The following is a 24,194-nucleotide window of genomic DNA, read 5'->3' as shown; positions in this document are numbered from 1 at the left end:
CCTATTTTTTATTATCCTACCATAAATTCCCGGAAACGAGGAGCTAGAGAATGAGCATTCCGTTGGAAAAAGAAGTATCCATCGTTACACCCGAGCAAGTTCAACTGGAGTTCCCTACGGCTGGGGTGGGGATGCGCGCCATCGCCCAACTGATCGATATGCTTATTCTGGGGGCATTCAATTTGGCGGTGATCATCGCTATTGTCCTCATCGGCAACGAGTACGCGATGGCGGTGCTGGCCATTATCGGAGTCGTAGGCATGGTCGGTTATTATATCTGCTGCGAGTATTGGATGGGCGGGCAGACAATCGGTAAGCGTATGGTCAACATTCGCGTCGTTCAGACGGATGGCCGGAACGCCGGATTGCTCGCGGTTGTCATTCGCAATCTGTTTCGATTGATCGATATTTTGCCTGTTTTCTATTTTCTAGGGATGATCGTCGTCATGAGCAGTCCCAGGGACCGCAGAATCGGGGATATGGTGGCAGGAACGATCGTCGTCGTCGAGAAAGAGAAGGAACGGTTGAAGCTGCGGAGGAAAATCGATAAACGAGTGGACTGGATGAGAGTGTCTTTACCGCGCCAGGAATTGGACGAGGAAAGCCGCAAGGCGATCGCGTATTCGGACTGGGTGCTTCTCGCCGCCTGGGCGGAGCGGCTGCCGTTCGTCTCACCGGAACGTCTCGCTTATCTCGGACGGCCAATCGCACAGCACTTCGCCGGTAAGATCGTTGTCGCTAAAGAAATCGCGCCCAACGACACGGTGTTCCTAATCTGGCTGTACGAGCAGCTGCGTGGGGATTGGGAGGTTTAAGCCGCTGTTAGGCGAAATAATAGGCATATTGAATTGGGAGGGATTGAGTTGAGTAAAGACAAGCTGGGAGGCCCATTGCAGGGCTTCGCCGAACGCAGCAGGAAGGTCGCTGCGGAAGGAGCCGTCTTGCTGAAGAACGAGGGACAGGCGCTTCCGATAAGCAGTAAAGACAAAGTATCCGTATTCGGCCGCATTCAATCGAACTATTATCGCAGCGGAACCGGTTCGGGCGGCAGCGTAAACGTACCCTATACGACCAATCTTCTGGATGGTCTCCGAAGCAAAAAGCACATTACAGTTAATGAAGAGCTAGCCGCCGTGTATGAACAATGGATCAAACAAAACCCGTTCGACAATGGCGGAGGAGGCTGGGCCGCAGAGCCTTGGCATCAGAAGGAAATGCCTTTGACCGACGAGCTCGTGTCCGAGGCAAGAAGCAAATCCGATAAAGCGATCGTCGTTATCGGACGTACCGCCGGCGAAGATGTGGATAATGCCGATGCGCCTGGCAGTTATCGGTTAACGGCTGACGAGATTTTGATGCTGAAGCAGGTAACGTCCCATTTCGAGCAAACCGTCGTTGTACTGAACGTTTCGAATATTATCGATATGAGCTGGCTAAACGATGAAAGCTATGTCCATCCGATCGCGAGTGTAATTTATGCATGGCACGGCGGCATGGAAGGGGGCAACGCAATCGTCGACGTGTTGACCGGCGAAGTGACGCCAAGCGGGAAATTGACCGACACGGTTGCTTATTCCATCCATGATTATCCGTCTACGCGCAATTACGGCAATGAGTTGAAGAACTTTTACCAGGAAGATATTTATGTCGGCTACCGTTATTTCGAGACGTTCTGTCCGGATAAAGTTCAGTTCGAATTCGGTTACGGGTTATCCTATACGGAGTTTAAAATCGAACCTGAAGAAGCGAAGACAGTTACCCATGCAGGCGATTCACGCTTGGAAATCAGCGCGCTCATCACCAATACCGGAAGGGATTATGCTGGCCAAGAAGTGCTTCAGGTCTATTATGAAGCGCCGCAAGGAAAGCTTGGCAGACCGGCAAAAGAGTTGGCCGCGTTCGGGAAGACGAATTTGCTTCGGCCGGGTGAGTCGCAGCGCTTGACCGTGAGTTTCCCCGTTCACGCGATGGCTGCTTATGACGACTCCGGTATTACAGGGCATCGATCCGCTTATGTTCTTGAAGCCGGGGTGTATAAACTGTATGCAGGCAACAGTGTCCGAAAGCTCGAGCAGATCGGCGTTGACGGACGGGACGGTTTGGAGATAGACTCGCTTCTTGTCGTGGAACAGCTGGAAGAAGCGCTCGCGCCGACGGAAAGCTTCACCCGGATGAAGCCGGGTGTCCAGCGGGCTGACGGCACGTTCGAACTTGCTTACGAGGAAGTGCCGACTCGACGCGTGAACCTTGCGGAGCGGATCGAGAGCAATCTGCCGGAAACCCTGGAGCAAACCGGCGATCTCGGATATAAGTTGAAGGATGTTCATGATGGCAAAGTCACTTTGGAAGCTTTCGTCGCGCAGTTAGAAGACGAGGATCTCGCGGCGATGGTCAGAGGCGAGGGAATGAGCAGCCCGCTGGTTACGCCGGGAACGGCTTCGGCTTTCGGCGGCGTGAGCGAGCGCTTGCTCTATTATGGCTTGCCGATCGCAAGTACGGCCGACGGACCGTCCGGCATTCGGATGGATAGCGGGCATCAGGCTACGCAGGTTCCGATTGGAACGCTCTTGGCCGCGACCTGGAATGTCGAATTAATTGAGGAACTTTACGAGTTGGAAGGCCGAGAACTGCTCGGCAACAGAATCGACGCGCTGCTCGGCCCGGGCATGAATATTCGGCGCAGCCCGCTTAACGGGCGCAACTTCGAGTATTTCTCGGAAGACCCGCACATTACGGGAATCTTTGCAACCTCATGCGTGCGAGGCATCATGAAAGGCGGCTCTAATGCCACCCTGAAGCATTTTGCCTGCAACAATCAAGAGAAGTATCGCCACACGGTGGATGCGGTCGTATCGGAGCGCGCTCTGCGGGAGATTTACTTGAAGGGCTTCGAAATCGCGGTGAAGCAGGGCGGTGCCAATTGCATCATGACGTCCTACAACCCGGTTAACGGATACTGGACTGCTTCCAACTACGACTTGAATACGACGATTCTTCGCCAACAATGGGGCTTCTCGGGCATCGTAATGACCGATTGGTGGGCAAAACTAAACGACGTCGTCCATGGAGGTCACGGCAACTTTCAAAATACGCGTTCCATGGTTCGATCGCAGAATGATCTCTACATGGTAGTGACCAATTACGGAGCGGAATTTAACGTATTGGGCGACAATACGATAGAGTCCTTGTCGAACGGGTCGCTGACTCGCGGAGAGCTGCAGCGCAGCGCTATGAATATTTGCCAATTCTTGATGAAAGCCCCCGTGTTCGGAAGAATAGATGAACATATAGAGTCTGAAGTTGAGAGATTTACGGCAGATTCGGCGCTTGTACCGAATCATGCGCAAGTTCTATCGGAGGACGCGCGGATCAAAGTGTCGGCAGGCGATCCGGTTTACATGAAGGTGGACCATCCTGGTCCATATCGGATTATTGTCAAAGTCTTGTCCACAGAAGCGTTATGGGCACAAAGCGCTTGTAATGCGACATTAAACGGCCGATTGATGGCGACAATTCAATCCAACGGAACAGAAGGCCGATGGATCCAACAACGGCTTCAGAATATCGAGCTGGAAGCGGGCATGTACGAGTTAAAGCTGGATTTTATTAAACCGGGCTTGCAGATCGAATGGATCGAATTCAAACCATCATAAATCAGACGCGGAAACACCTTTACGCGAGTAAAGGTGTTTTTTCTTTGCAATTAACAACAAATATCGGATCCCCAACAATACCCAAAAATAATGGAATTTTACCCAATCGCAGGTTCCTTATGCGCTTACATGACAAACACTATAATAATGGTAGCGTTTACAAAAGGAATGTAAGCGTAAAAAAGGGAGGGTAAAGACATGAAACGCTATTTAACTGCGTCAACTGCAATTCTCTTGCTGACTTCCGTCCTGGCCGCATGCGGCGGAAACAACTCTTCATCCGGCAACTCAAGCCCAAGCCCAAGCCCAAGTCCAAGCCCGTCGAACAGCAATGCCTCGCCTTCTGCAAGCAACACTTCTAAGGACAAAGTCACCATCAATCTGTGGGCTTTTACGGACGAAATCCCGAACATGTCAGAGAAGTATAAAGCAACTCATCCGGACGCGAACGTCGAGTTCAAGACCACGATTATCGCAACGACGGATGGCGCTTATCAACCGGCGCTCGACCAAGCGCTTGCCGCTGGCGGCAAAGACGCTCCTGATATTTATGCAGCTGAAGCCGCGTTCGTCCTGAAGTACACGCAAGGCGACGCGTCCGACTATGCTGCTAACTATGCCGACCTCGGCCTTACCGATCAAATGGTGAAGGACGCCGGCATCGCTCAATACTCCGTTGACATCGGAAGCAAAGACGGCCAACTGAAAGGCCTCGGTTATCAAGCAACAGGCGGCTCCTTTATCTACCGTCGCTCGCTTGCCAAAGATACGTTCGGAACGGACGATCCGGCAACAATCAAGAACGAAATCGGCCCAGGTTGGGATAAATTCTTCGACGCGGCTGCCAAGCTGAAAGCGAAAGGGTACGGCATCGTATCCGGCGACGGCGATATCTGGCACGCGATCGAGAACAGCTCCGATAAGGGCTGGCTTGTAGACGGCAAGCTTCATATCGATCCGAAGCGCGAAGCGTTCCTGGATCTGTCCAAGAAGCTGAAAGACAACGGCTTCCATAACGATACGCAAGACTGGAATGAAGCTTGGTTCGCGGATATGTCCGGCACTGGCAAACAACCGATCTTCGGATTCTTCGGTCCGGCGTGGCTCATCAACTATGTTATGAAAGACCAAGTAAAAGACACGAATGGCGACTGGGCGGTTACCGAGCCGCCGACAGGTTTCTTCTGGGGCGGTACTTGGCTCCTCGCCAACAAGGACGTCGCCAAGAACGACGCCAAGAAAGAAGCGGTTGCCGAATTCATCAAATGGGTTACGCTCGACACTTCCGACACGGGCCTCCAAAATTACTGGGCTAACGGCACGATGAAGGATGGCGAGCAAGGAACGAAAGACAGCGTAGCATCTGCCGTAGTTATGGCGAAGTCTAACGGTACAATCGATATGCTCGGCGGACAAAACATGTTTGACGTGTTCGTTCCGGCCAACGCGAATGCTTCCGGCAAGAACTTGACCCAGTACGACGAATCGATCAACAGCCTCTGGCGCGACCAAGTACGCGAATACACCGCGGGCAATAAGAACCGTGACAAAGCAATCGCGGACTTCAAACAACAAGTCAAAGATCAGCTTAACATCGACAGCGAATAATAAAGCGCCGAAGGGGCGGGTGAAGCTCCCCGCCCCTTCATATTAATTGATGGGGTGAGAGTCATGCGGCGCAAAGGAGTCAACTATTCGAAATACGGCTATATTTTCAGTCTTCCTTTTATATTTGCGTTCCTGGTTTTCTCGTTGTATCCCATTTTATACACCGCAGCAATCGGGTTCACGAATTTACAGGGATTAATACCAAAGCCAATTCAGGTTCTGGATAATCCGTTCCAAAACTTTAAAGATCTCATCTACCACAACGTTGCATTTCGAACATCGTTAACCAATACCGCGATCCTATGGATTACGAACTTCATACCGCAGATCGGTCTCGCGCTCTTGCTCGCTGCATGGTTCACCAACCAGCGCCTCAAAATTCGAGGACAAGGCGCGTTCAAAGTTATGCTCTACATGCCGAATATTATCACGGCGAGTACGATCGCCGTGCTTTTCAGTACCTTGTTCGCCTACCCGATGGGTCCCGTGAACAGTTTGTTTGAGATGATGGGCTGGTCCGACGGGCCGATCTTCTTCCTTCAGGACAAGACGACAGCGCGCGGCATCGTGTCGTTCATCCAATTCTGGATGTGGTACGGCAATACGATGATTATTCTGGTCGCAGGCGTTATGGGCATCAATCCCGCACTCTTCGAGTCTGCGGCTATCGACGGCGCAAACGGGTTCCAAACCTTCTTCCGCATTACGCTGCCGAGTCTCCGTACGATCTTGCTATACGTTCTGATCGTGTCGATGATCGGTGGTTTGCAAATGTTCGATATTCCGCAGTTGTTCATTGTCCCTTCCGGAGGGCCGGACAACGCCACGCTCACCACGTCCGTATTCATCTACGGGCAAGCGTTCAAGGGCAGTTATTTGTATAATCGGGCGGCAGCAGCCAGTATGATCATGTTCCTGATCGCGGCGATATTGTCCGCGGTGCTGTTCTACATCATGCGCGACCGTGACGCGGCAAGAATCAAGAAGGAAGAAAAGAAGCTTAGAAAAGCTGCAAAAGCAGCGGCAAGGGGGGCGTAATTCGTGGCCAATATGGAAAGAAGCGGAACCGTCTCCCGGGGTATAAACAAGACGATGATTTACATCGTGCTCATCTTTCTGGCGCTGCTTAGTATCCTCCCGTTCTGGATCATGTTCGTGAACGCTACGCGTTCAACGCCGGAAATCCAAAGCGGCCTTTCATTGCTTCCGTCGACGCATTTGTCGACCAACTGGAATGTGTTGCTGGACAAGAGCTTCGATCCCATTCGGGGGTTCTTTAACTCGCTGATCATCTCGGGTGCCGCGACCCTTCTGACGGTTTATTTCTCGTCCCTGACCGCCTACGGGCTCACGGTATACAATTGGAAGATGCGCCAGTCATTCTTTACGTTCATCATGTGCGTCATGATGATTCCGGCACAAGCGAGCGCCATTGGCTTCTATCAGTTCATGTATAAGCTGCACTGGACGAACAACTTCCTTCCGCTGATTCTGCCAGCGATCGCAGCGCCGGCGGTGGTGTTCTTCATGCGCCAATACTTGCTTGCGACGCTGTCGATTGAGATGGTGGAGGCAGCACGGATCGACGGATCGGGTGAGTTCTACACCTTCAACCGTATTGTCATGCCGATCATGGTCCCGGCTGTGGCGACGCAGGCTATCTTTGCATTCGTGGCCAACTGGAACAATCTGTTCATGCCGTTGATCCTCCTGACGCAGAAGGATAAATATACGTTGCCAGTCATGGTAAGTTTGCTTCGAGGCGATATTTATAAGACGGAGTTCGGTTCGATTTATTTGGGCCTGGCGCTGACTACGCTGCCGCTGTTCGTGATCTACTTCCTGTTGTCGAGGTATATCATCGCAGGCGTGGCGCTAGGCGGAGTGAAAGAGTAAGATCTTCTTCACAGATCGTTTCTATTTGATGTGATCGTAATCACAAAAGGCATGACCCTCTCCTTTATATACTTGGTACATCCCAAGTGAATGAAAGCGAGGAGAGTATTCATGCTGAGAGAGCAAACGATACAAATCATAAAATCCACGGTTCCCGTGTTGGAGAAGCATGGCGTAGATATCACGAAGAGGTTTTATCAACTGCTCTTTACCGGGCATCCGGAGTTGCTGAATATTTTTAACCATGCGAACCAGAGCCAAGGCAGACAACAGACAGCTCTTGCCAATGCGGTATATGCGGCAGCCAAATATATCGACAAGCTGGAGACGATATTACCGGTTGTAAAACAAATCGCGCATAAACACCGCAGTCTGGGGGTTAAAGCGGAGCATTATCCAATCGTCGGACAAACGCTATTAGCTGCAATCAAGGAAGTTCTCGGTGACGCGGCTACGGAGGAAATTCTGAATGCATGGGCGAAAGCCTATGGAGAAATAGCAAATGTGTTTATCAGTGTAGAGTCCGAGATGTATCAACAATCGGAAGAGCAAAAGGGCGGATGGTCAGGATTTAGAGCATTCCGGTTAGAGCGTAAAGTAAAAGAGAGCGACGTGATTACGTCATTTTATTTGGTGCCGCAGGACGGAGGGGCTATCGCCGCTTTCGAACCGGGACAGTATGTCAGCATAAAGATGGAAATACCGGGCGAACAGAATACGCATATCCGCCAGTACAGCTTATCGGATGCTCCGGGTAAATCTTATTATCGAATTTCCGTGAAACGGGAAGACGCCATGCCAGGGAAACCGGCGGGAAAAGTATCCGTCCACTTGCATGAGCATGTCGAACACGGGGACATCCTATGGTTATCGGCTCCTGCGGGCGAGTTCACGCTGGATCGGCAAGACTCCAGACCGGTCGTCTTGATTAGCGGAGGGGTTGGATTAACGCCGATGGTCAGCATGCTTAATACGCTGGCCGAGTCTTATCCTGCACGTCTTATTACATTTATTCATGCCGCTCACAATGGGAACGTTCATGCTTTAAGACAACAAGTAGAAGAAATCGCCAGTCGTTCTCCACAAATATCTGCCTATTGGTGTTATGCTAAACCGACGGATCACGATAGACGGACGAATGCATTTCATAAAGAAGGCTATATCGACTTGCCTTGGCTCCGGGATGTAATTCCGACCCAAGAGGCCAGCTTCTATTTCTGCGGCCCCGTGCCGTTTATGAAAACGATAAACAGCTCCTTGAACCAGATGGGAATTGCTGCTGCCGACGTTCATTACGAGTTTTTTGGACCGGCGGACAATTTGGAACCTGCTAATGACGTCGTCGATTGATTTCGCAGCAACCGATTAATCGTCTCTCGACGAAGCCCTATAAACTGGCCGATCTCATCCTGCGTCAGCACATCCGTCAGTGTAGCCGGCGCGATATACGTATGGAACCAGGATTGAAGTTTACGGAGCTTTTCCGCGGGCGACACCTCGGTTAGCTGGTCGATCCGCTGCTGCATCATTCGTAACTTGTCCTGCAGCTGCAATGCCACGGTTCGGCAGCGGTCCGGGTCGCTTTCTAATTCTTGATACCACTGGGTTTCCGATATGACGTCAATCTCGCAGGTTACGAGGGCCACGGCTGTACCATAGTAAGGTTTGGGACTCATTAAAGAGTGATGAGGGATCGTCTCATTGGGTACAATCATATTCACTAAAAATTGCGATCCGTCTTGATGGACCCTAACGATTTTTAATAAACCGCTTCGCAGATGGTATAACGGGCCGGATTCGCCTTGTCGAAATAGTATCTCACCTTTGTGTAATAACATGTACAGCCTCCATATTACAAAAGCAAAGGCCGCCAAGTTGCGGCCTTGTTTTTTTTTACTAGCTGATTTATATTATAGCCCTCTAGAAGAACCTTATCATAAGGAATCGCAAGTTTTACTAGATAACCTGCGCATAAACATCAAATCAGGGTTTATAATGCTATTATGGAATCATCCGATAGCAAAGGTGGAATTCATCATGTTTCATAAAGAAAGCTATACAGGAACGAAAGAGGAGAACTATAGCCTAGTTACAAAACAACTTTCATCGCTGCTTGAAGGCGAAAGCGATAGAATTGCGAACTTGTCCAATGCCTCGGCGGTGCTGAATCAATTTTTAAGCGATGTGAATTGGGTCGGTTTTTATCTGCTGAAGTCCGATGAGCTTGTGCTTGGACCGTTTCAAGGCTTACCGGCTTGCGTTAGAATACCGATGGGTAAAGGGGTTTGCGGAACCGCTGCTCAGAAGAGGGAAACGATCAGAGTGGACGACGTACATCTGTTTCCGGGGCATATTGCTTGCGACGCCGCTTCGCAGTCGGAAATCGTGATTCCGCTGATTAAAGACAATCAGTTGATTGGCGTATTGGATATCGATAGTCCGAGCAAAAGCCGATTCGATGAGGTCGACCAAGAGTGCCTGGAGCGATTCGTCGAGACTTTGGTAAATAACATCTAAGGGGGATCAGAAACGTGCAAAAAGCGACCTTTGCCGGAGGGTGTTTCTGGTGCATGGTTACGCCGTTCGAAGAACTGCCCGGAATCGAGGGCATCGTATCCGGCTACACTGGCGGCTCGAAGGAAAACCCTACGTATGAAGAGGTGAAATCGGGCGAGACGGGTCATGTGGAAGCCGTACAAATTGCGTTTGACCCGGAGCTTTTCCCCTATGAGAGGTTATTGGAGTTATATTGGCAGCAGATAGACCCGACGGATGAATTCGGGCAATTCCAGGATCGAGGAACGCAATATTCGACCGCAATATTCTACCACAACGAACAGCAACGGGAGCTGGCGCTTCAATCCAAACAAGCTTTGGAATCGAGCGGTCGGTTTGATAAGCCTATCGTAACGAAAATATTGCCGGCCGCGACTTTTTATTTAGCCGAAGATTATCATCAAGACTTTCATAAGAAGAATCCTAAACATTATAAGGAAGACCGCGAGAAGTCCGGGCGTGATCGGTTTATTAGAGACAATTGGACCAAATAACAAAAAGATGAGGTGAGCGTACGGTGTAGACCGTTGCGCTCACCTCATCTTTTTTTCTCGACTTATTCATAAAACACTTTGGATTGAAGGACATCCAGCGCGCGATTGATCGTCTCCAGTTCTTCTGCGGAAGCATCCTTGATCCGATTCAGAAATCGACCGCCTATTTGTTGGAAGGTCTCGTCCATCATGGTTTGTCCTGCTGCCGAGAGCCGGATCAACTGCTTACGTCGATCTTCCGCAACGTCAAACTTCTCGCATAAGTTTTTTTCCGTTAATTTCTTGAGTTCACGACTCGTGTTCGGCATGGAGATATGCTTACAATCGCTAATCTGGCTCAGGGTAACGGGCTGGCTAACCGCAATATACTCCAGAATACTATATTGAACGGGTGTAATATCGTCCGGCTTAATATCTTTGGTTAGTTCATGCGTGACTTCGTGCACTGCCGCCGCAAAGGTCACGAATTTTTGGAACAATACTGCTTTATCCACACGTTTCACCTCTTACTGAGACAATACCAAATTGGTTATCCCAAAACAATTATCATTTGACAACAAAATGAAGGAAGTGATACCATTTAGTTATCAAATGATAATCAACGAGGTGTGGTTATGAAAATGTTAGTCATTTATACGCATCCGAATCACCAAAGTCTAAATTACGCATTTTTGGAGAAGGTCATTCAAGGGAGCAGCGAGAACAAGCATATATCAGAAATACAGGTGCTTGATTTATATGAAGAGCAATTTGATCCGGTTTTAATTTTTAATGAAAATAAACGTAGAAGGGATATGCATATCGATCCAAAACTAGGGAAGTATCGTGAACAGCTGCTTCATGCCGATAAAATCGTGTTCGTGTATCCCATCTGGTGGGGACGTCCTCCCGCTATGCTTCTCGGTTATATCGATCAAATGTTTGCCTCGAATTTCGCATACAGAGATAAGGGCGGTCTTCTGCCGGAAGGGCTCCTGAAAGGGAAGTCGGTGGTTTGCATATCCACGATGAAAGGGCCTGCGCTCTATCCATTATTCTGGTTGAATAATGCGCATAAAGTTCTGATGAGGAAAGCCTTGTTCCGGTATGTAGGGATAAAAAAAGTGAAATTTTTCGAATATGGAAGCATGGAAGGCCCGAATGGGAGGCAGGAAAGGAAATTAAATCGGATTTATCAATATTTCAAATCAGTGGGCTTGTGAAAAATATTAAAATTTTTATATTAGGTATCGTTTATGATCATTTCACACGAAATCATGGGAGGGGTACAATGGATCTGAGGCGATATCATATAAAGGAGACGATTTCATGGCTATGACATTTCAAGCATTGGTCGTCGAAAAAAACGATACATTTACAGTCGGCGTCAAAGAAGTTTCGTTCGATCAATTGCCTGCAGGAGAAGTATTGATTAAGGTCGTTTACTCCAGCGTAAATTACAAAGATGGTTTGGCAAGTATACCGGAAGGGAAGATTGTTCGTTCGTATCCTTTTATACCCGGTATAGATTTGTCAGGTTATGTCGTTTCGTCCACCGATCCAAGGTTTCATAAGGGTCAGCAGGTTTTGGTCACCGGTTATGAAGTAGGTGTATCGCACTACGGAGGATTTAGCGAATATGCGCGTGTTCCAGCTGATTGGGTTGTACCGCTTCCGGTTGGTTTAACATTAAGAGAAGCAATGATCTATGGAACGGCTGGCTTTACCGCAGCTTTATCCATCATACGTTTGGAGGAAAACGGTTTAACCCCTGAGAAAGGAAAGGTTTTGGTTACAGGGGCTACCGGAGGTGTTGGTGGTGTAGCTGTGTCCATGCTAAATAAGAAAGGCTACCATGTAGTAGCCAGCACAGGGAAGCCGGACGCTGCTGATTATTTGAAGTCGTTAGGTGCAAGGGAAGTCATTTCTCGCGAGGATGTTATCGGAGACAGCGGCAAGCCGCTCGATAAACAGCTATGGCAAGCTGCCGTTGACCCAGTCGGTGGAAATTCGCTCGCATCCATTCTGAGCAAAATCATATATGGAGGCTCAGTGGCCGTTAGTGGTTTGACGGGAGGAATAGGGGTACCGACAACCGTTCTGCCGTTCATCCTACGCGGAGTTAATCTTCTAGGCATTGATTCCGTTTACTGCCCTGCAGAGCGAAGGGTCAATTCGTGGAATAGAATGGTTCAAGATTTGAAACCGGAGCACTTGGAAACGCTAGTGGATCGCGAGGTATCCCTGCAAGGACTCCAGGAGGCGCTTTCGGATATTTTGAAGTCTAATACTCATGGTCGAATTCTCGTGTGTATGTGAGGGCTCTAAGAGCAATCAATCTGCCGAGGAATAGCATAGTTCAGTTGCGCACAGAAGGCACCCGGTTGGGTGCCTCTTCGTATTCGCTCTGATGATACGCTGAATCTAAATTGATGTTGACAATGAGAATCATTATCAATATAATGAAATCGCATTAGTGATAATGATTATCATTACCAATAGAGGAGAGGATCTTGTGTTTTACAAATCATTAACTCGGGGATTATTAGCTGCAGCGGTGCTGCTGACTCCCTTTGCATCAACGCAAGGAAACTATGCCAGTGCGGCAAACACGGCGATCACGGTGATGTTGGATGGAAAAACAATCGCTACAGAAGCAAGTCCGAAAGTTATCGACGGAAGAACGCTTGTCCCTTACAGCAGCATCGTAAATGCGCTTGGAGGGAAGGCGACATGGGATAGCAAAACCAAAAGCGTAACGGCCGATCAAGGCGGCGTGAATGTCAAGCTTACGGTTGGATCAAAGACCGCGTACATAAACGGCGTTAGCACGACTTTGGATGTCGCTCCGATCGCCGAGAATGGAAGAACGTTCGTCCCTCTGCGACTGATCTCCGAAGCGTTCGGCCGTTGGGTCACTTATAATCAAAACACGAATACGGTCGGGATCAGCAGCACGTTAACCGTGAACGCAAGCTCGGGGCCGTTTACTTTGAAGAAGCCGCCGCAACGAATCGTTACGCTTTCTTCTTCGGATACGGAGATTATTTACGCGCTTGGCGGTTCGGTTGTAGGCCGTCCAACGGCGATCGGCAACGTGTATCCAGAAGCAGCGAAGTCGGTACCCGAAGTTGGCAGCGCGCACGGCATCTTATTCGAGAAATTGGCGCAGCTTAAGCCGGATCTTGTGATTGCGAGTCCATCTCTAAAATCGCAGCAGGCGACCATTGAGAAACTAGGCGCTCAAGTCATGTTCCATTCGCATAACACTTACGATGACATTCAGGCCTCCATTCGCCTATATGGCCAGATTCTGAGCAAAGAGGATAAAGCGAAAGAGCTTATTCAAGACATGGATAAGAAGCTCGCATCGTTAACTCAGCCGCAAACCAAGCCGAAAACGCTAATCGTATATGGCGCCCCTGGCAGCTTCGTAGTTGCGCTTCCGACGAGTTATCCCGGCAACTTCCTGGAGCTTGCAGGCGGGAAGAACGTGGCCGCAGGCTTCCCTAAGATGGATACGATGCCGCAATATGCGGAGCTTAGTCTAGAGCGGATCATCGCAGCGAACCCGGACCTGATCCTGTTGATTACGCATGGCGATGCCACAGAAGTCAAAGCGAGCTTCAAGAAGCAATTCGAATCCAATGAGGCTTGGAAAAATCTGAGCGCCGTGAATAACGAACGCTTCGAAGTGCTTCCTTCGGATCTTTTTGCCGCGAATCCGGGTCTGAGAGCGCCTAAGGCGATCGAAACGATCAATAAACTGCTTCTTCAGGTGAAATAGCACGATGGCAACTACGTTAGCTAGGACAGCGACCAGAGGATATCTAAGCTCCAAACTGGTCCGGCACGGCACCCTGCTTCTGATAAGCATTTTACTTCTATTGCTCGCGACGCTTGCCGGATTGATGATAGGCGCCGTACCGATTCCGGCTCGCGAGGTGTGGGAATCCTTGCTGCATGCTTCGGATTCGGAGGCGAGGCAGATCATATGGAACCTGAGATTGCCTCGCGTTCTAACAGGGCTGTTGGTAGGCGCGTGCCTCGCAACTGCCGGCGCTTTCCTGCAAGGCATTTTCCGCAATCCGCTTGCCGATCCCGGCATCATTGGAGTGTCGTCGGGCGGAGGGCTGGCTGCGGTCGGGATTATGATCTTGTTCCCTAGCCAAATCGCATATCTTCCGATTGCAGCGTTTCTTGGCGCATTAGCAGCAGCGGTGGTCGTGTATGTCCTCGCTTGGAAGGGAGGAGCGTCTCCCTTGCGCTTGATTCTTGCCGGGGTTGCGGTCAACTCCTTGTTGGGCGCCGCCATGACGACTCTCATGATTCTGAACAGCGAGAAGGTTCAGTCCGTATTGCCGTGGATGTCTGGAAGCTTAAACGGGCGAAGCTGGACTCACTTTGAGACGCTGCTTCCGTATGCGGCGATCGGACTCGTCGCTTCGCTCTTCCTCATTAAGAATGCGAATCTCCTTGTATTAGGGGACGATGCGGCGAAGCTGCTTGGAACCCGCGTGGAAATCAGCAGGCTGCTGATTATTCTACTATCCACCTTCCTGGCGGGAGCGGCGATCAGCATTGTCGGCATGGTCGGTTTTGTCGGATTGGTCGTCCCTCACATTGTGAGGTTGATCGTAGGCAATGACTACCGGATTCTGTTTCCGATTTCCGCGATTGGCGGCGCGGCGCTAGTCGTTGCCGCGGACACGGCCGCGCGCAGTTGGTTTGACCCGATCGAATTTCCGGTAGGGATATTGCTTGCCCTTCTTGGTGCGCCTTTCTTTCTCTATCTACTGCGAAGGGGGATTAAAGGATGACAACGACCGCATTGCAGGCGAACAAACTGAAATACGGGTATCGCGCCAAAACGCCGATCGTAGACGGATTCAATCTGGACGTCGCATCCGGAGAATGGCTTGGCATCGTCGGACCGAACGGGTCGGGCAAGTCCACCGTTCTGCGGATGCTGGCCAGGTTATCTTCCCCGCAGCAAGGGACCGTAAGCTTGAAGGGGCGGAACTTGGCCGGCATGAGCAGTAAAGCCGTCGCCCAGCAGATGACGATGCTCACCCAAACGCAGGAGTCATCGTTGGATATTTCGGTTCGCGACCTTGTGCGCAGAGGGCGCAATCCCCATTTGAAATGGTATGAAGAATGCAGGGGGAGTCACGAAGAGGTGGTCGATTGGGCACTGAAGGTCACCAGCATGTCGCAGCTTCAACACCGTTCGCTGATCGAACTCTCGGGAGGGGAACGTCAGCGAGCGTGGCTTGCCATGTGCCTGGCGCAAAAGCCGGGAGTCCTTCTGCTGGATGAACCGACAACGTACCTCGACATCGCGCACCAGTTGGAATTAATGGAGCTTATTCGTCTATTAAACCGGGAACAAGGAATTACGGTTGTGATGGTGCTCCACGATCTGAACCAAGCAGCCCGGTATTGCGACCGGATCGTAGCCATGAAACAAGGCAACGTCGTGCGGGAAGGAACGCCTTCCGAGGTGTTCCAGGCCGATTTTTTCCGCGAGGTATTCGGCATAGAGGCTAAGGTGCATAATGATGGGGGCGTCCCCGTATACTTGCCTTGCGGAGTGGCAGGCGGCAGCCGATCGACGAATTAAAGGGTCATCATTCGGATATCCGTTCAAAGGAGGAGCTTATGAAAAAAGCCCCTATTAGCAACGAACTTGTAAGAGAGTTCGTAGGAGCCGCCCATGCGGACCTGCCTAAAATTCAAGAAATGTTGGAGCAAGAACCGGGACTGTTGCACGCCGCGATGAACTGGGGTGGCGACGATTGGGAGACGGCTCTTGGCGCGGCATCACATGTCGGACGAAGGGATATTGCCGAGTGGCTGTTGTCCAAGGGAGCGAGACTGGATCTGTTCGCTGCGGCCATGCTGGGAGAATTCGAGATCGTGAAAGCCACGCTGACGAAATATCCGCAGCTGATCCATGCCGCCGGACCGCACGGCATTTCGTTGATGCAGCATGCCTTCATGGGCGGCGAACAAGCGAGAGAAGTCATTGAATACTTGAAGTCATTAAGCAAAGACGAGGTGAATAAAGGGATGATCGTTGTCGAGAATCGAATTGAAGTAAAAGCCGGATTTGGAGTAGGGGTCATCGAGCGGTTCCGTACGCCGAAGAGCGTGCACACTTTTCCCGGATTCGTTCGTATGGACGTTCTGCATTCCACTAACGAAAGCGGGAATGAGGAGGTCCGCGTCTGCACGACTTGGGAGAAGGAAGAGGACTTCCAGGCATGGTCGAATAGCGACTCTTTCCGTCATGCCCATGCGAAGAGAGCGGAAGCCGCGGCATCCAGAAGCGAAGAGGAGGCGGCGAACAATCCGATCCTCGGCAACAAAGTGACGATCTATCAAGTCGCGGTTACGCATTTGCCGCAGGCTGCCGTGCAAGTTTAATAGCGGAATTGTTGGCAAAAGAAAGGATACAACCACTCCAGTATGCGGAGAGGGGTTGTATCTTTTTCTTTTCAGAATTTGTTTAGTTTCAAGTGTCATAATTAGGGGTGGTATGTCAGAAATGCAAACTAAAGGCAGGCGCCGTTCCGGGCGTTGTCCCCAAAGGATGATCATGATGATACGTCAGAAGAATAAGTTTATGCTCGGATTAACATGCGGTACGGTTCTGATAAGCCTTGTGGCGCATTTATTACATCGAGTGTATCAGGTATTTGATCATCAAACGGGAATGGCCCATGCCACGGTTCACTCTTCTGCATGGCTGCTGAATATCATTTTGCTTATTCCCATTGCGTTTAGTCTCTTCGCTTTTATTCAATATCGAAGAGATCAGGAGCATCCAGTCATCCCCTACTTGAATACGTTAGCGATGACGTTTGCTTCCATGTCGATGATCGCTGGCGCAGGCGGTATGGTTGAATTTCATTTTTCAATCTTTATGGTTGTTGCGATTATTGCTTACTATGAAGATTGGAGACTCATTTCATTATCGACCGCGCTTTTTGCCATCCAACATGTCCTCGGATTCTTTGTGCCGGAGTTGGTCTTCGGCGTAGCTCATTATCCCTTCTCCATGATTTTGTTGCATGCTATTTTCCTGCTTTTGACCTCAGGGGCCACGCTACTTCAGATGCATTCGAAGAAAAAGGTTACCGCGGCGTTAGAGGCCGAAAAGGCCAAAAAGCAAGAAGACTTATTATCGGTCCTGGAGAGCGTAAAAGTCCTCTCGCAGGATTTACAACAAACATCATCCCACGTCTCCATAAAGTCCGAGCAAGCGGTTCAATCCAATACGGAGATGCTCACTTCGTTTCAACAGGTTTCTGCCGGCTTAGAAGACCAAAACGAATCGATCCTTACGATTGAAGATAACTTGCAAGGGATCCATCAAATGATCCAACAGACGTCCTTGTCTTCTCATCAGATGCAAGAAAAGGCCGTTCATACGGAAAACGTATTATCCGACGCCAAGCAATACATCGAATCCTTATTCGAGCAAACGTTAGTCGTATCTAAAACCATTCATACGGCAACCGAGACGATAATGGCACGCAATCATTCTTCTCAAAAAGTGGAGGACATCGTTTCTTCGATTCAAAATATTAGCGAGCAGACCAACTTGTTAGCTCTTAATGCTTCCATTGAAGCTGCAAGAGCTGGCGAGTATGGCAAAGGATTTGCCGTCGTGGCAAGCGAAATCCGCAAATTAGCGGAACAAAGCCGCCAAGGCACCGATGAGATCGGGAACATTTTAAATACGATTCGAATAGAGAGCGAAGCATCGGTATCCCAGATGGAAGCGGGTAAACAAGCGGTCGACCAATCCGTGGGCAAGGCGGAATCCGCTGCTTCGAGTTTTCAATTACTGATGGAATCTATTCGCGAGATGGGTTACCTTACTCAACAATTGAATCAATCAATTGGACAAGTTGAAATCAAATCGGACGGTATAGCCTCCGAAATGACGAATATCTCGGCGGTAACCGAAGAAAGCGTGGCTGCCGTACAACAATTGTACGGCGTTTCGGAAACGCTGATGACTTCCGCGAACCAAATCGATCAGGAGTTAAGCCGGTTGGTCGATATTTCTCAAGCTTTAAAACAGAAATTTTCTTAATCACTTATTTTGCTTAGGTTCGCCTCAGAGAATCTCTATCCCAACAACAGGGTGCCCGATGCGGGCACCCTGTTTTTTGCGCCTTTGAGATAATGACCATGATCAAGGATTCTTCTAACAATTTTAATAAATGTTGGTTTATGATATGAATAAGACAACCCGCATTTTTCAGTATGGATTGAGGAGAAAACATCATGCCGCACAACGTATTGCTGATCGAGGATGATACCCAAATCGTCGAAATGCTGCGAAATTATCTGGTCAAAGAAGGCTGCGACGTCTCGGCGGCGTGTAACGGACTGGACGGAATCGCCCTATTCAAGCAAAGCGACTTCGATATCGTCATTGTCGATATGATGATGCCGAAGCTGGATGGCATCGAGGTGATTAAGCTGATCCGGGAAAACAGTTCGGTGCCGATTATCATCATGTCGGCGAAGGACAGCGACGTCGATAAGGCGATCGGACTCGGTTTCGGTGCCGATGATTACATCGCGAAGCCGTTTTCTCTCATAGAAGTGTCGGCCCGGATCAAAGCGGCGATTCGCCGCGCGACCAAGTATTCGAATACCGGGCCGGCCGCAGATCAGGCGCCTCCGGTGCCTCAAGTACTGACGTTCGACGCGCTGCGCATTGATCTGGACAATTTCTCGGCATCGAAAAACAATGTCGATCTGAAGCTGACGGCCAAAGAATTCGAAATCCTGAAGCTGTTCGTTACGAACCCGAATCGCGTGTTCACGAAAGCGCAGCTGTACGGATTTATATGGAACGACGAATATTACGGCGACGAAAACGTCATTAACGTCCATATCCGTCGACTACGCGAAAAAATCGAAGACCAGCCGTCCGAACCCCGGTATATCAAGACGCTGTGGGGCATCGGCTACAAGTGGGAAGGACAATAACATGGTCATCGCGCTAGCTGTGCTTATCGTTATTTTGATTGTCGTGATCGTTCTTCAATATCAAGCCTATCGGGCTAGAAGCGCTAACCTGGCGCAAATCCATACGACATTAAACGAAATTATCGCGAGCGGCACAAGCGAGAAGCTGCTCGTTTTTACGGATGATCGCGCATTGATGCCGGTCTTGATCGAAATCAATCATTTGTTGGAGCACAATCAGCAACGGGCGGCGAATTTCCTGAAGATGGAGCAGTCGATGCGGAAGATGATCTCCAACATTTCGCACGATTTGAAGACGCCGCTTACCGTCGTGCTCGGTTATATCGAAACGATTAATCTGGACCCGAATATGAATGCGGAAGAAAGAAAGATTCTGTTGTCCAAAGTGCACGCCAAGGCCAATGAGGTGCTTGAACTGATCCGCGAGTTCTTCGATTTGGCAAGGCTCGAGTCGGGGGACAAGCCGATTCCGTTATCCCGGATTCACATGAACGATATTTGCGGGAAAAATATGCTGGCCTTCTACGATACGCTGACGATCAAAGGTTTCGAAGTCGCCATCGAGATCCCGGACAAGCCGCTGCTTGCGTGGGGGAACGAGGAAGCGCTGGATCGCGTCTTGAACAATTTGATCGCCAATGCGATTCAACATGGCGGGGAGGGAATGGCGGTCGGATTAACATTGCGGGGCGACGGCGAGTTTGTGTTCGTGGACGTATGGGACCGGGGCAAAGGGATCGACGAGCTTCATCAGGACCGGGTGTTCGAACGAATGTACACGCTGGAGGACTCCCGCAACAAATCTTATCAGGGTAGCGGTCTCGGACTGACGATTACGAAGAGGCTAGTCGAAGCGCAAGGAGGAACGATCCGCATTCATAGCAAACCTTATGAAAAAACGGTGTTTACCGTCAAACTGAAACGAATCGCCTTCGCGGATTAAGAAATTTGTAAGAATCAAGAAAGAAAAAAGCATAATTCGATGCTTACAATAAAGCTTGTAACGAACGAAGGAGGCATCGAACGAGTGACCTATATCGTAAGAACGAAACAGTTGACCCGAGCTTACAGGGGCAAGGAAGTGGTTTCGAACGTCAATATGAACATCAGCCAAGGCGAAATATACGGGATGCTTGGCCCGAACGGAGCGGGCAAAACAACGGTCATGAAAATGATCACCAACCTGGTGAAGCCGACGGCGGGCGAAATCGAAATTTTCGGCGAAACGCTGACCGATAAGTCGTACCGGCTGCTGGGAAGGATGGGTACGATCATCGAAAACCCGATTTTCTACGATAAGCTTACGGCCCGTGAAAATCTGGAGCTGCACTGCGAATACATGGGCTACCATAACAAAAAGTCGATCGACGAGGCGCTTGAGCTGGTGAATTTGAAGGGAATCGACAAAAAAGCGGTTAAGGAGTTTTCGCTGGGGATGAAGCAACGGCTTGGTATCGCGCGGGCGATCACGACGAAACCGGAGTTGCTTATTCTCGATGAGCCGATTAACGGTCTCGATCCGTTAGGCATCAAGGAGCTTCGCGATCTATTCAAAATGCTATGCAAGCAATATGGCATCACGATTCTCATATCGAGCCATATTCTTGGGGAAATCGAGCTGATCGCCGACACGATCGCCGTCATGAACGACGGCAAGCTGCTGCAGGAGGTTTCGATGGACTATATTGCCAAGGAAACGGCGGAATATATCGAAATCACGACGAACGAAAGCAGCAAAGCGGCTTTCGTGCTTGAGAATCACTTGCATATATCCAATGTTCGGGTCATCGACGAGGGTCAAATCCGTATTTACGATTGCCGCATTCCGCAAAGCGAGCTGATGAAGGCTTTAGTACTGCACGATGTCGCGATCGAAGCGGTTCATAAGAAAAAAGGGACGCTCGAAGATTATTTCCTGTCCATCCTGAACGGGGGTGGCGTCGTTGCTTAAGCTCATGAAGCTTGAAATGCGAAAGTTTCGCATAGGGTCTTATATCCGGGCGGCGATAATCGCCAACGTCTTGATTTTAGCTCTAATCTGCTTGATCGGCCTTAATGAGGAAGTGACCGACGGGACGATGCCTTTTACAAGCTACGATATGGCGTTCTCCGTCATCGATACGCTCGTTCGGGGGACGTATATCGTGTTCGCGTCGGTTCTTATTTCAAGGATTGTCATTGACGAGTTCCGCAACAAATCGATCACGGTGCTGTTCATGTACCCGATCAATCGCAAAAAGCTCATCGTGGCCAAGCTGCTCGTCGTCGTGTTGTTTACGCTAGTTGCGGATATTGCGGCGAACCTGTTTGTTGGCGTTGGCTTCGGTATATTGAATCTGTTCGAGTCCGTTGTTACGGAGCCGTTCACGTGGTCCATTGCAGTCAAATCGCTGCTGTCGGTTGTCATGGGCGCGCTGGCGACCAGCTTCATGAGCCTGATTCCGCTGTACTTCGGCATGCGCAAGCATTCCGGCGCGGCCACCATCGTATCGTCTCTTATCGTTGTGGCGATCGTCTGCCAGAATAACGATGGCTTCTCGTTGTACGATATTATTGCGATACCGATTGGTTTGACGCTCCTCGGCGCGGCAGTTGCGTATATGTCGATCCGCAACATCGAGCATGTCGACGTGCTTAAATAGCGGGGCGGGGGAGTAGACCGGATGAAGAATCGCGTATTAAAATGGGTCATTGTGCTTTGCGTCGTTTCGTTGGCGGTGAACGGACTGCGGTATTGGGGAACGGGGAAGTGGGAAACGCTTATCAACATATACGGGGCATCCGGATTAGGCGTCCTATCCGCAATCGGGTTATTGTACACGAGGAAGAAGCGGTAAGCGATAGGATTGTCGGGAAATCCCTTGTAAAAACGAGAACACTCTCGCTATAATAAGCGAGAGTGTTCTCGTTTTAATTTCAAGAGGAGCAGAACCGAAACATGCCTAAAATCACGCAACAGCAGAAAGAAGCCGTTCGTTCGGATATTTTGAAGGCCGCCCGAAGCGTTTTTATCGAGAAGGGATACGAAGCAGCCTCCATGAAGGATATTGTCGCGCGTTCCGGAAGGAGCTTCGGCGGCGTCTATCTGTATTATTCCAACAAAGAAGATGTCTTTCTCGACTTGCTACGACGCCAGTTTGAGGATATGGCGGAGAACTTCGCACCGGATAAGCCGATGAGTGCTTGGGAAGCGTTCGAACGCTTCTTGGGGGAACAAGAGAAGCGCGCAAGGGAAGCGGTAGGCGGGCTAGCGCCCTGTATGTTCGAGTATCTAATCGTGGGCAGAAGGGATGCAAACCGTCGTTCGTTGATCGAAGAGCGTCATAGAGCGGTGTATGGCAGTATGTTTGCCTTGGTGCAGGACGGGTTACGGCGGGGCGAGTTCCAACCTTCCAAGTCGGTAGAAACTTTCGTTCATTGGCTCGTTTCCTTTTTGGACGGGATTTTCCTGGAAAGCATCATGACGGGAGCGGAACGGATTGAGCTAGCCGGGCAGTTCGAACTATTACTGTCTGTTTGCAGGTCTATTCTTATGCCGCTAGGCAAGGAGGAATCGAAGTGACTGACGCATCGTTCGATTATTTGCCTGTATTCAAAAGCGAATCAGGATCTCAAGCCTTTATGCAAGCTTACGATCGACTCATGGATCATTGGCCGGTCGCGTATGAGACAATGGAGGCTCAGACCGAATTCGGTTCCTGTCATATCATCACGAGCGGTCCCGAGGAGGGGGAGCCCGTGATGATGTTCCACGGCATGACGTGCAATTCGGCGATGTGGTACCCGTCCGTCGAAGCGCTTAGCGGCTTCCGGGTTTACTGCGTGGACGCGCCCGGAGACTTCGGCAAAAGCAAAGCCGCGAAACGGATTCGTACAACCGAAGATGCCGTCCGTTGGATCGATCAAGTGCTAGACGCGTTGGGATTGGCGAAGGCCAACTTCATCGGCCATTCGATGGGCGGCTGGTTCTGCTCGAATTATGCGGTAGCGCGGCCGGAGCGAATCGCCAGGTTGGCGCTGCTGGCGCCGGTGGCCACTTTTATGCCGCCGCCTTTTCGCAAACTGCTCATGAAAGTGTATCCGGCCATGTTGTTTCCGAAGCCGAGCCGAATTCGGCAAGCGTGGGATTGGTTTTGCGCGAAGGGATATTCGCTTCCACCGCATATCATGGACTTAATCATCGCCGCGTACTCGCATGGACGCTCGCAGCTTCCCGTCGTTCCTCGAGTGATCGAGAAAAAAGCTTGGAGCAAATTGTCGGCCCCGGTTCTATTCCTTGTCGGGGACGAGGAGAAAATATACGATGCCGAGCAAGTCATCAAACGCGTCAGCGAATCGTTGCCAGGCTCCACGATCCGCACGATCCATGGAGCTGGGCACTGTTTAATATTGGAGCAACAAGCGTCCGTTAACGAGAACATTCGCGGTTTCATGCTGAAGCCGATCAAAACTTGACGCGCGGGGCGGACTTCTCCGCCTCGTCGATGTGGAAGAACGTTTCCTCGCGAAAACCGAACATGCCGGCAACGAGATTGGCCGGGAAGCTCATGATCACGGTGTTTAGAGCTTCAACGGTGTCGTTGTAGAATTGCCTCGCGAAACGGATTTTTTCTTCAATTGCGGTCAATTGCTGTTTGAGATAAAGAAAATTTTCGTTCGCCTTCAAATCAGGGTAGCTTTCTGCAACGACCATCAACCTACCGAGTAATCCGGCCATTTCGCCGTTTGCTTCCGCTTTCTCCTGAACGGACCCTGCGGAAACGTATTTCGTTCTCATCTCGGTGATTCGGCTGAGCGTTTCTTTCTCATGTGCCGCATATCCCGCAACTGTCTCTACAAGGTTGGGTATCAGATCGAACCGGTTTTTTAACACGACATCCACCTGAGACCAATTGTTGCGGACCCGATTTTTTAGCTTGACCAGCCGGTTATAAACGGAAATGAGCCACAATAACAGCAGAACAACGATCGCAATTCCAATATAAATACCCAT

The 24,194-nt window shown here is 50.1% G+C and carries 25 protein-coding genes and 1 pseudogene; 23 read left to right on the top strand and 3 right to left on the bottom strand.

The window, feature by feature from the left end; all coding sequences use genetic code 11:
- The first annotated feature begins 50 nt into the window (after positions 1-50).
- From FPZ45_RS12770 to hmpA, 6 genes are all read left to right on the top strand, one after another.
- A complete protein-coding gene (locus FPZ45_RS12770; protein ID WP_144702082.1) occupies positions 51-815 on the top strand; it encodes an RDD family protein in 765 nt (254 codons plus the stop codon).
- A gap of 48 nt (positions 816-863) precedes the next feature.
- Positions 864-3,653, top strand: coding sequence for a glycoside hydrolase family 3 protein (locus FPZ45_RS12765; protein WP_144702079.1), 2,790 nt, complete (start codon positions 864-866; stop codon positions 3,651-3,653).
- A 198-nt stretch (positions 3,654-3,851) separates the two neighbouring features.
- Positions 3,852-5,261 (top strand): ABC transporter substrate-binding protein, encoded by a 1,410-nt coding sequence (locus FPZ45_RS12760; protein ID WP_144702076.1) that lies wholly within the window; start codon positions 3,852-3,854, stop codon positions 5,259-5,261.
- A 63-nt stretch (positions 5,262-5,324) separates the two neighbouring features.
- Complete coding sequence (locus FPZ45_RS12755; protein ID WP_144702073.1) at positions 5,325-6,299, top strand: carbohydrate ABC transporter permease; 975 nt, start codon at positions 5,325-5,327, stop codon at positions 6,297-6,299.
- A 12-nt stretch (positions 6,300-6,311) separates the two neighbouring features.
- The gene (locus FPZ45_RS12750) at positions 6,312-7,157 is read left to right on the top strand and encodes a carbohydrate ABC transporter permease (RefSeq protein WP_144702644.1); all 846 of its coding nucleotides are present in this window, start codon (positions 6,312-6,314) and stop codon (positions 7,155-7,157) included.
- Positions 7,158-7,268: 111 nt separating this feature from the next.
- The gene (gene hmpA, locus FPZ45_RS12745) at positions 7,269-8,507 is read left to right on the top strand and encodes an NO-inducible flavohemoprotein (protein ID WP_144702070.1); all 1,239 of its coding nucleotides are present in this window, start codon (positions 7,269-7,271) and stop codon (positions 8,505-8,507) included.
- Here the strand turns inward: hmpA and FPZ45_RS12740 are convergent.
- The gene (locus FPZ45_RS12740; RefSeq protein WP_144702067.1) at positions 8,450-8,995 is read right to left on the bottom strand and encodes a Crp/Fnr family transcriptional regulator; all 546 of its coding nucleotides are present in this window, start codon (positions 8,993-8,995) and stop codon (positions 8,450-8,452) included. The two genes, hmpA and FPZ45_RS12740, sit on opposite strands and share 58 nt — an antisense overlap.
- 199 nt (positions 8,996-9,194) lie before the next feature.
- Here FPZ45_RS12740 and FPZ45_RS12735 point away from each other — a divergent pair, with 199 nt between their 5' ends.
- Positions 9,195-9,674: a GAF domain-containing protein gene (locus tag FPZ45_RS12735; protein WP_144702063.1), complete on the top strand. Its 480-nt coding sequence runs from the start codon at positions 9,195-9,197 to the stop codon at positions 9,672-9,674.
- Between the two features lie 14 nt (positions 9,675-9,688).
- Positions 9,689-10,207: a peptide-methionine (S)-S-oxide reductase MsrA gene (gene msrA / locus FPZ45_RS12730; protein ID WP_144702060.1), complete on the top strand. Its 519-nt coding sequence runs from the start codon at positions 9,689-9,691 to the stop codon at positions 10,205-10,207.
- A 62-nt stretch (positions 10,208-10,269) separates the two neighbouring features.
- On the opposite strand, the gene FPZ45_RS12725 is transcribed toward msrA, so the two are convergent.
- Positions 10,270-10,701 (bottom strand): MarR family winged helix-turn-helix transcriptional regulator, encoded by a 432-nt coding sequence (locus FPZ45_RS12725; protein WP_144702057.1) that lies wholly within the window; start codon positions 10,699-10,701, stop codon positions 10,270-10,272.
- A 120-nt stretch (positions 10,702-10,821) separates the two neighbouring features.
- Here FPZ45_RS12725 and FPZ45_RS12720 point away from each other — a divergent pair, with 120 nt between their 5' ends.
- From FPZ45_RS12720 to FPZ45_RS12660, 15 genes and pseudogenes are all read left to right on the top strand, one after another.
- On the top strand, positions 10,822-11,409 hold the full coding sequence (locus FPZ45_RS12720; RefSeq protein WP_144702641.1) for an NAD(P)H-dependent oxidoreductase: 588 nt from the start codon (positions 10,822-10,824) through the stop codon (positions 11,407-11,409).
- Between the two features lie 106 nt (positions 11,410-11,515).
- The gene (locus FPZ45_RS12715; protein WP_144702054.1) at positions 11,516-12,505 is read left to right on the top strand and encodes an acrylyl-CoA reductase family protein; all 990 of its coding nucleotides are present in this window, start codon (positions 11,516-11,518) and stop codon (positions 12,503-12,505) included.
- 196 nt (positions 12,506-12,701) lie between these two features.
- The gene (locus FPZ45_RS12710; protein WP_186438376.1) at positions 12,702-13,973 is read left to right on the top strand and encodes an ABC transporter substrate-binding protein; all 1,272 of its coding nucleotides are present in this window, start codon (positions 12,702-12,704) and stop codon (positions 13,971-13,973) included.
- 4 nt (positions 13,974-13,977) lie between these two features.
- Positions 13,978-15,006, top strand: coding sequence for a FecCD family ABC transporter permease (locus FPZ45_RS12705; RefSeq protein WP_144702048.1), 1,029 nt, complete (start codon positions 13,978-13,980; stop codon positions 15,004-15,006).
- Positions 15,003-15,809, top strand: a complete 807-nt coding sequence (locus FPZ45_RS12700) for an ABC transporter ATP-binding protein (RefSeq protein WP_144702045.1) — start codon at positions 15,003-15,005, stop codon at positions 15,807-15,809. The genes FPZ45_RS12705 and FPZ45_RS12700 overlap by 4 nt, the downstream gene beginning before the upstream one ends.
- Before the next feature lie 38 nt (positions 15,810-15,847).
- Positions 15,848-16,237, top strand: a pseudogene (locus FPZ45_RS25715) (ankyrin repeat domain-containing protein); the annotation flags it as partial.
- A gap of 21 nt (positions 16,238-16,258) precedes the next feature.
- Complete coding sequence (locus tag FPZ45_RS25710; protein WP_246120445.1) at positions 16,259-16,615, top strand: antibiotic biosynthesis monooxygenase; 357 nt, start codon at positions 16,259-16,261, stop codon at positions 16,613-16,615.
- Positions 16,616-16,736: 121 nt separating this feature from the next.
- Positions 16,737-18,293 (top strand): methyl-accepting chemotaxis protein, encoded by a 1,557-nt coding sequence (locus tag FPZ45_RS12690; RefSeq protein ID WP_186438375.1) that lies wholly within the window; start codon positions 16,737-16,739, stop codon positions 18,291-18,293.
- Between the two features lie 194 nt (positions 18,294-18,487).
- Positions 18,488-19,201 (top strand): response regulator transcription factor, encoded by a 714-nt coding sequence (locus FPZ45_RS12685; protein ID WP_144702036.1) that lies wholly within the window; start codon positions 18,488-18,490, stop codon positions 19,199-19,201.
- 1 nt (position 19,202) lies between these two features.
- Positions 19,203-20,144: a sensor histidine kinase gene (locus FPZ45_RS12680; RefSeq protein WP_144702033.1), complete on the top strand. Its 942-nt coding sequence runs from the start codon at positions 19,203-19,205 to the stop codon at positions 20,142-20,144.
- 84 nt (positions 20,145-20,228) lie between these two features.
- Positions 20,229-21,152 carry an ABC transporter ATP-binding protein gene (locus FPZ45_RS12675; RefSeq protein ID WP_144702030.1) on the top strand — a complete coding sequence of 308 codons (924 nt, stop codon included), beginning with the start codon at positions 20,229-20,231 and terminating at the stop codon, positions 21,150-21,152.
- Positions 21,145-21,843, top strand: a complete 699-nt coding sequence (locus FPZ45_RS12670) for an ABC transporter permease (RefSeq protein WP_246120433.1) — start codon at positions 21,145-21,147, stop codon at positions 21,841-21,843. The genes FPZ45_RS12675 and FPZ45_RS12670 overlap by 8 nt, the downstream gene beginning before the upstream one ends.
- 21 nt (positions 21,844-21,864) lie before the next feature.
- Entirely contained in the window at positions 21,865-22,038 is a 174-nt protein-coding gene (locus FPZ45_RS25330) for a hypothetical protein (protein WP_186438374.1), read from the top strand.
- A gap of 101 nt (positions 22,039-22,139) precedes the next feature.
- The gene (locus tag FPZ45_RS12665; protein ID WP_144702027.1) at positions 22,140-22,763 is read left to right on the top strand and encodes a TetR/AcrR family transcriptional regulator; all 624 of its coding nucleotides are present in this window, start codon (positions 22,140-22,142) and stop codon (positions 22,761-22,763) included.
- Complete coding sequence (locus tag FPZ45_RS12660; RefSeq protein ID WP_144702024.1) at positions 22,760-23,656, top strand: alpha/beta fold hydrolase; 897 nt, start codon at positions 22,760-22,762, stop codon at positions 23,654-23,656. The genes FPZ45_RS12665 and FPZ45_RS12660 overlap by 4 nt, the downstream gene beginning before the upstream one ends.
- Here FPZ45_RS12660 and FPZ45_RS12655 read toward each other — a convergent pair.
- Positions 23,646-24,194 (bottom strand): LemA family protein, encoded by a 549-nt coding sequence (locus FPZ45_RS12655; RefSeq protein ID WP_144702021.1) that lies wholly within the window; start codon positions 24,192-24,194, stop codon positions 23,646-23,648. The genes FPZ45_RS12660 and FPZ45_RS12655 overlap by 11 nt on opposite strands.

This window comes from Cohnella terricola (genome assembly GCF_007786475.1).
GTDB classification, from domain to species: Bacteria; Bacillota; Bacilli; order Paenibacillales; family Paenibacillaceae; genus Cohnella; species Cohnella terricola.
This window is presented reverse-complemented; position numbering and strand designations above follow the sequence as displayed.

Coding starts and splice junctions, on each gene's coding strand:
- FPZ45_RS12770 (WP_144702082.1), top strand. CDS start 51: ATGAGCATTCCGTTGGAAAAAGAAGTATCCATCGTTACACCCGAGCAA.
- FPZ45_RS12760 (WP_144702076.1), top strand. CDS start 3,852: ATGAAACGCTATTTAACTGCGTCAACTGCAATTCTCTTGCTGACTTCC.
- FPZ45_RS12755 (WP_144702073.1), top strand. CDS start 5,325: ATGCGGCGCAAAGGAGTCAACTATTCGAAATACGGCTATATTTTCAGT.
- FPZ45_RS12750 (WP_144702644.1), top strand. CDS start 6,312: ATGGAAAGAAGCGGAACCGTCTCCCGGGGTATAAACAAGACGATGATT.
- hmpA (WP_144702070.1), top strand. CDS start 7,269: ATGCTGAGAGAGCAAACGATACAAATCATAAAATCCACGGTTCCCGTG.
- FPZ45_RS12740 (WP_144702067.1), bottom strand. CDS start 8,995: ATGTTATTACACAAAGGTGAGATACTATTTCGACAAGGCGAATCCGGC.
- FPZ45_RS12735 (WP_144702063.1), top strand. CDS start 9,195: ATGTTTCATAAAGAAAGCTATACAGGAACGAAAGAGGAGAACTATAGC.
- FPZ45_RS12720 (WP_144702641.1), top strand. CDS start 10,822: ATGAAAATGTTAGTCATTTATACGCATCCGAATCACCAAAGTCTAAAT.
- FPZ45_RS12715 (WP_144702054.1), top strand. CDS start 11,516: ATGGCTATGACATTTCAAGCATTGGTCGTCGAAAAAAACGATACATTT.
- FPZ45_RS12705 (WP_144702048.1), top strand. CDS start 13,978: ATGGCAACTACGTTAGCTAGGACAGCGACCAGAGGATATCTAAGCTCC.
- FPZ45_RS12700 (WP_144702045.1), top strand. CDS start 15,003: ATGACAACGACCGCATTGCAGGCGAACAAACTGAAATACGGGTATCGC.
- FPZ45_RS25710 (WP_246120445.1), top strand. CDS start 16,259: ATGATCGTTGTCGAGAATCGAATTGAAGTAAAAGCCGGATTTGGAGTA.
- FPZ45_RS12690 (WP_186438375.1), top strand. CDS start 16,737: ATGCAAACTAAAGGCAGGCGCCGTTCCGGGCGTTGTCCCCAAAGGATG.
- FPZ45_RS12685 (WP_144702036.1), top strand. CDS start 18,488: ATGCCGCACAACGTATTGCTGATCGAGGATGATACCCAAATCGTCGAA.
- FPZ45_RS12680 (WP_144702033.1), top strand. CDS start 19,203: ATGGTCATCGCGCTAGCTGTGCTTATCGTTATTTTGATTGTCGTGATC.
- FPZ45_RS25330 (WP_186438374.1), top strand. CDS start 21,865: ATGAAGAATCGCGTATTAAAATGGGTCATTGTGCTTTGCGTCGTTTCG.
- FPZ45_RS12665 (WP_144702027.1), top strand. CDS start 22,140: ATGCCTAAAATCACGCAACAGCAGAAAGAAGCCGTTCGTTCGGATATT.
- FPZ45_RS12655 (WP_144702021.1), bottom strand. CDS start 24,194: ATGGGTATTTATATTGGAATTGCGATCGTTGTTCTGCTGTTATTGTGG.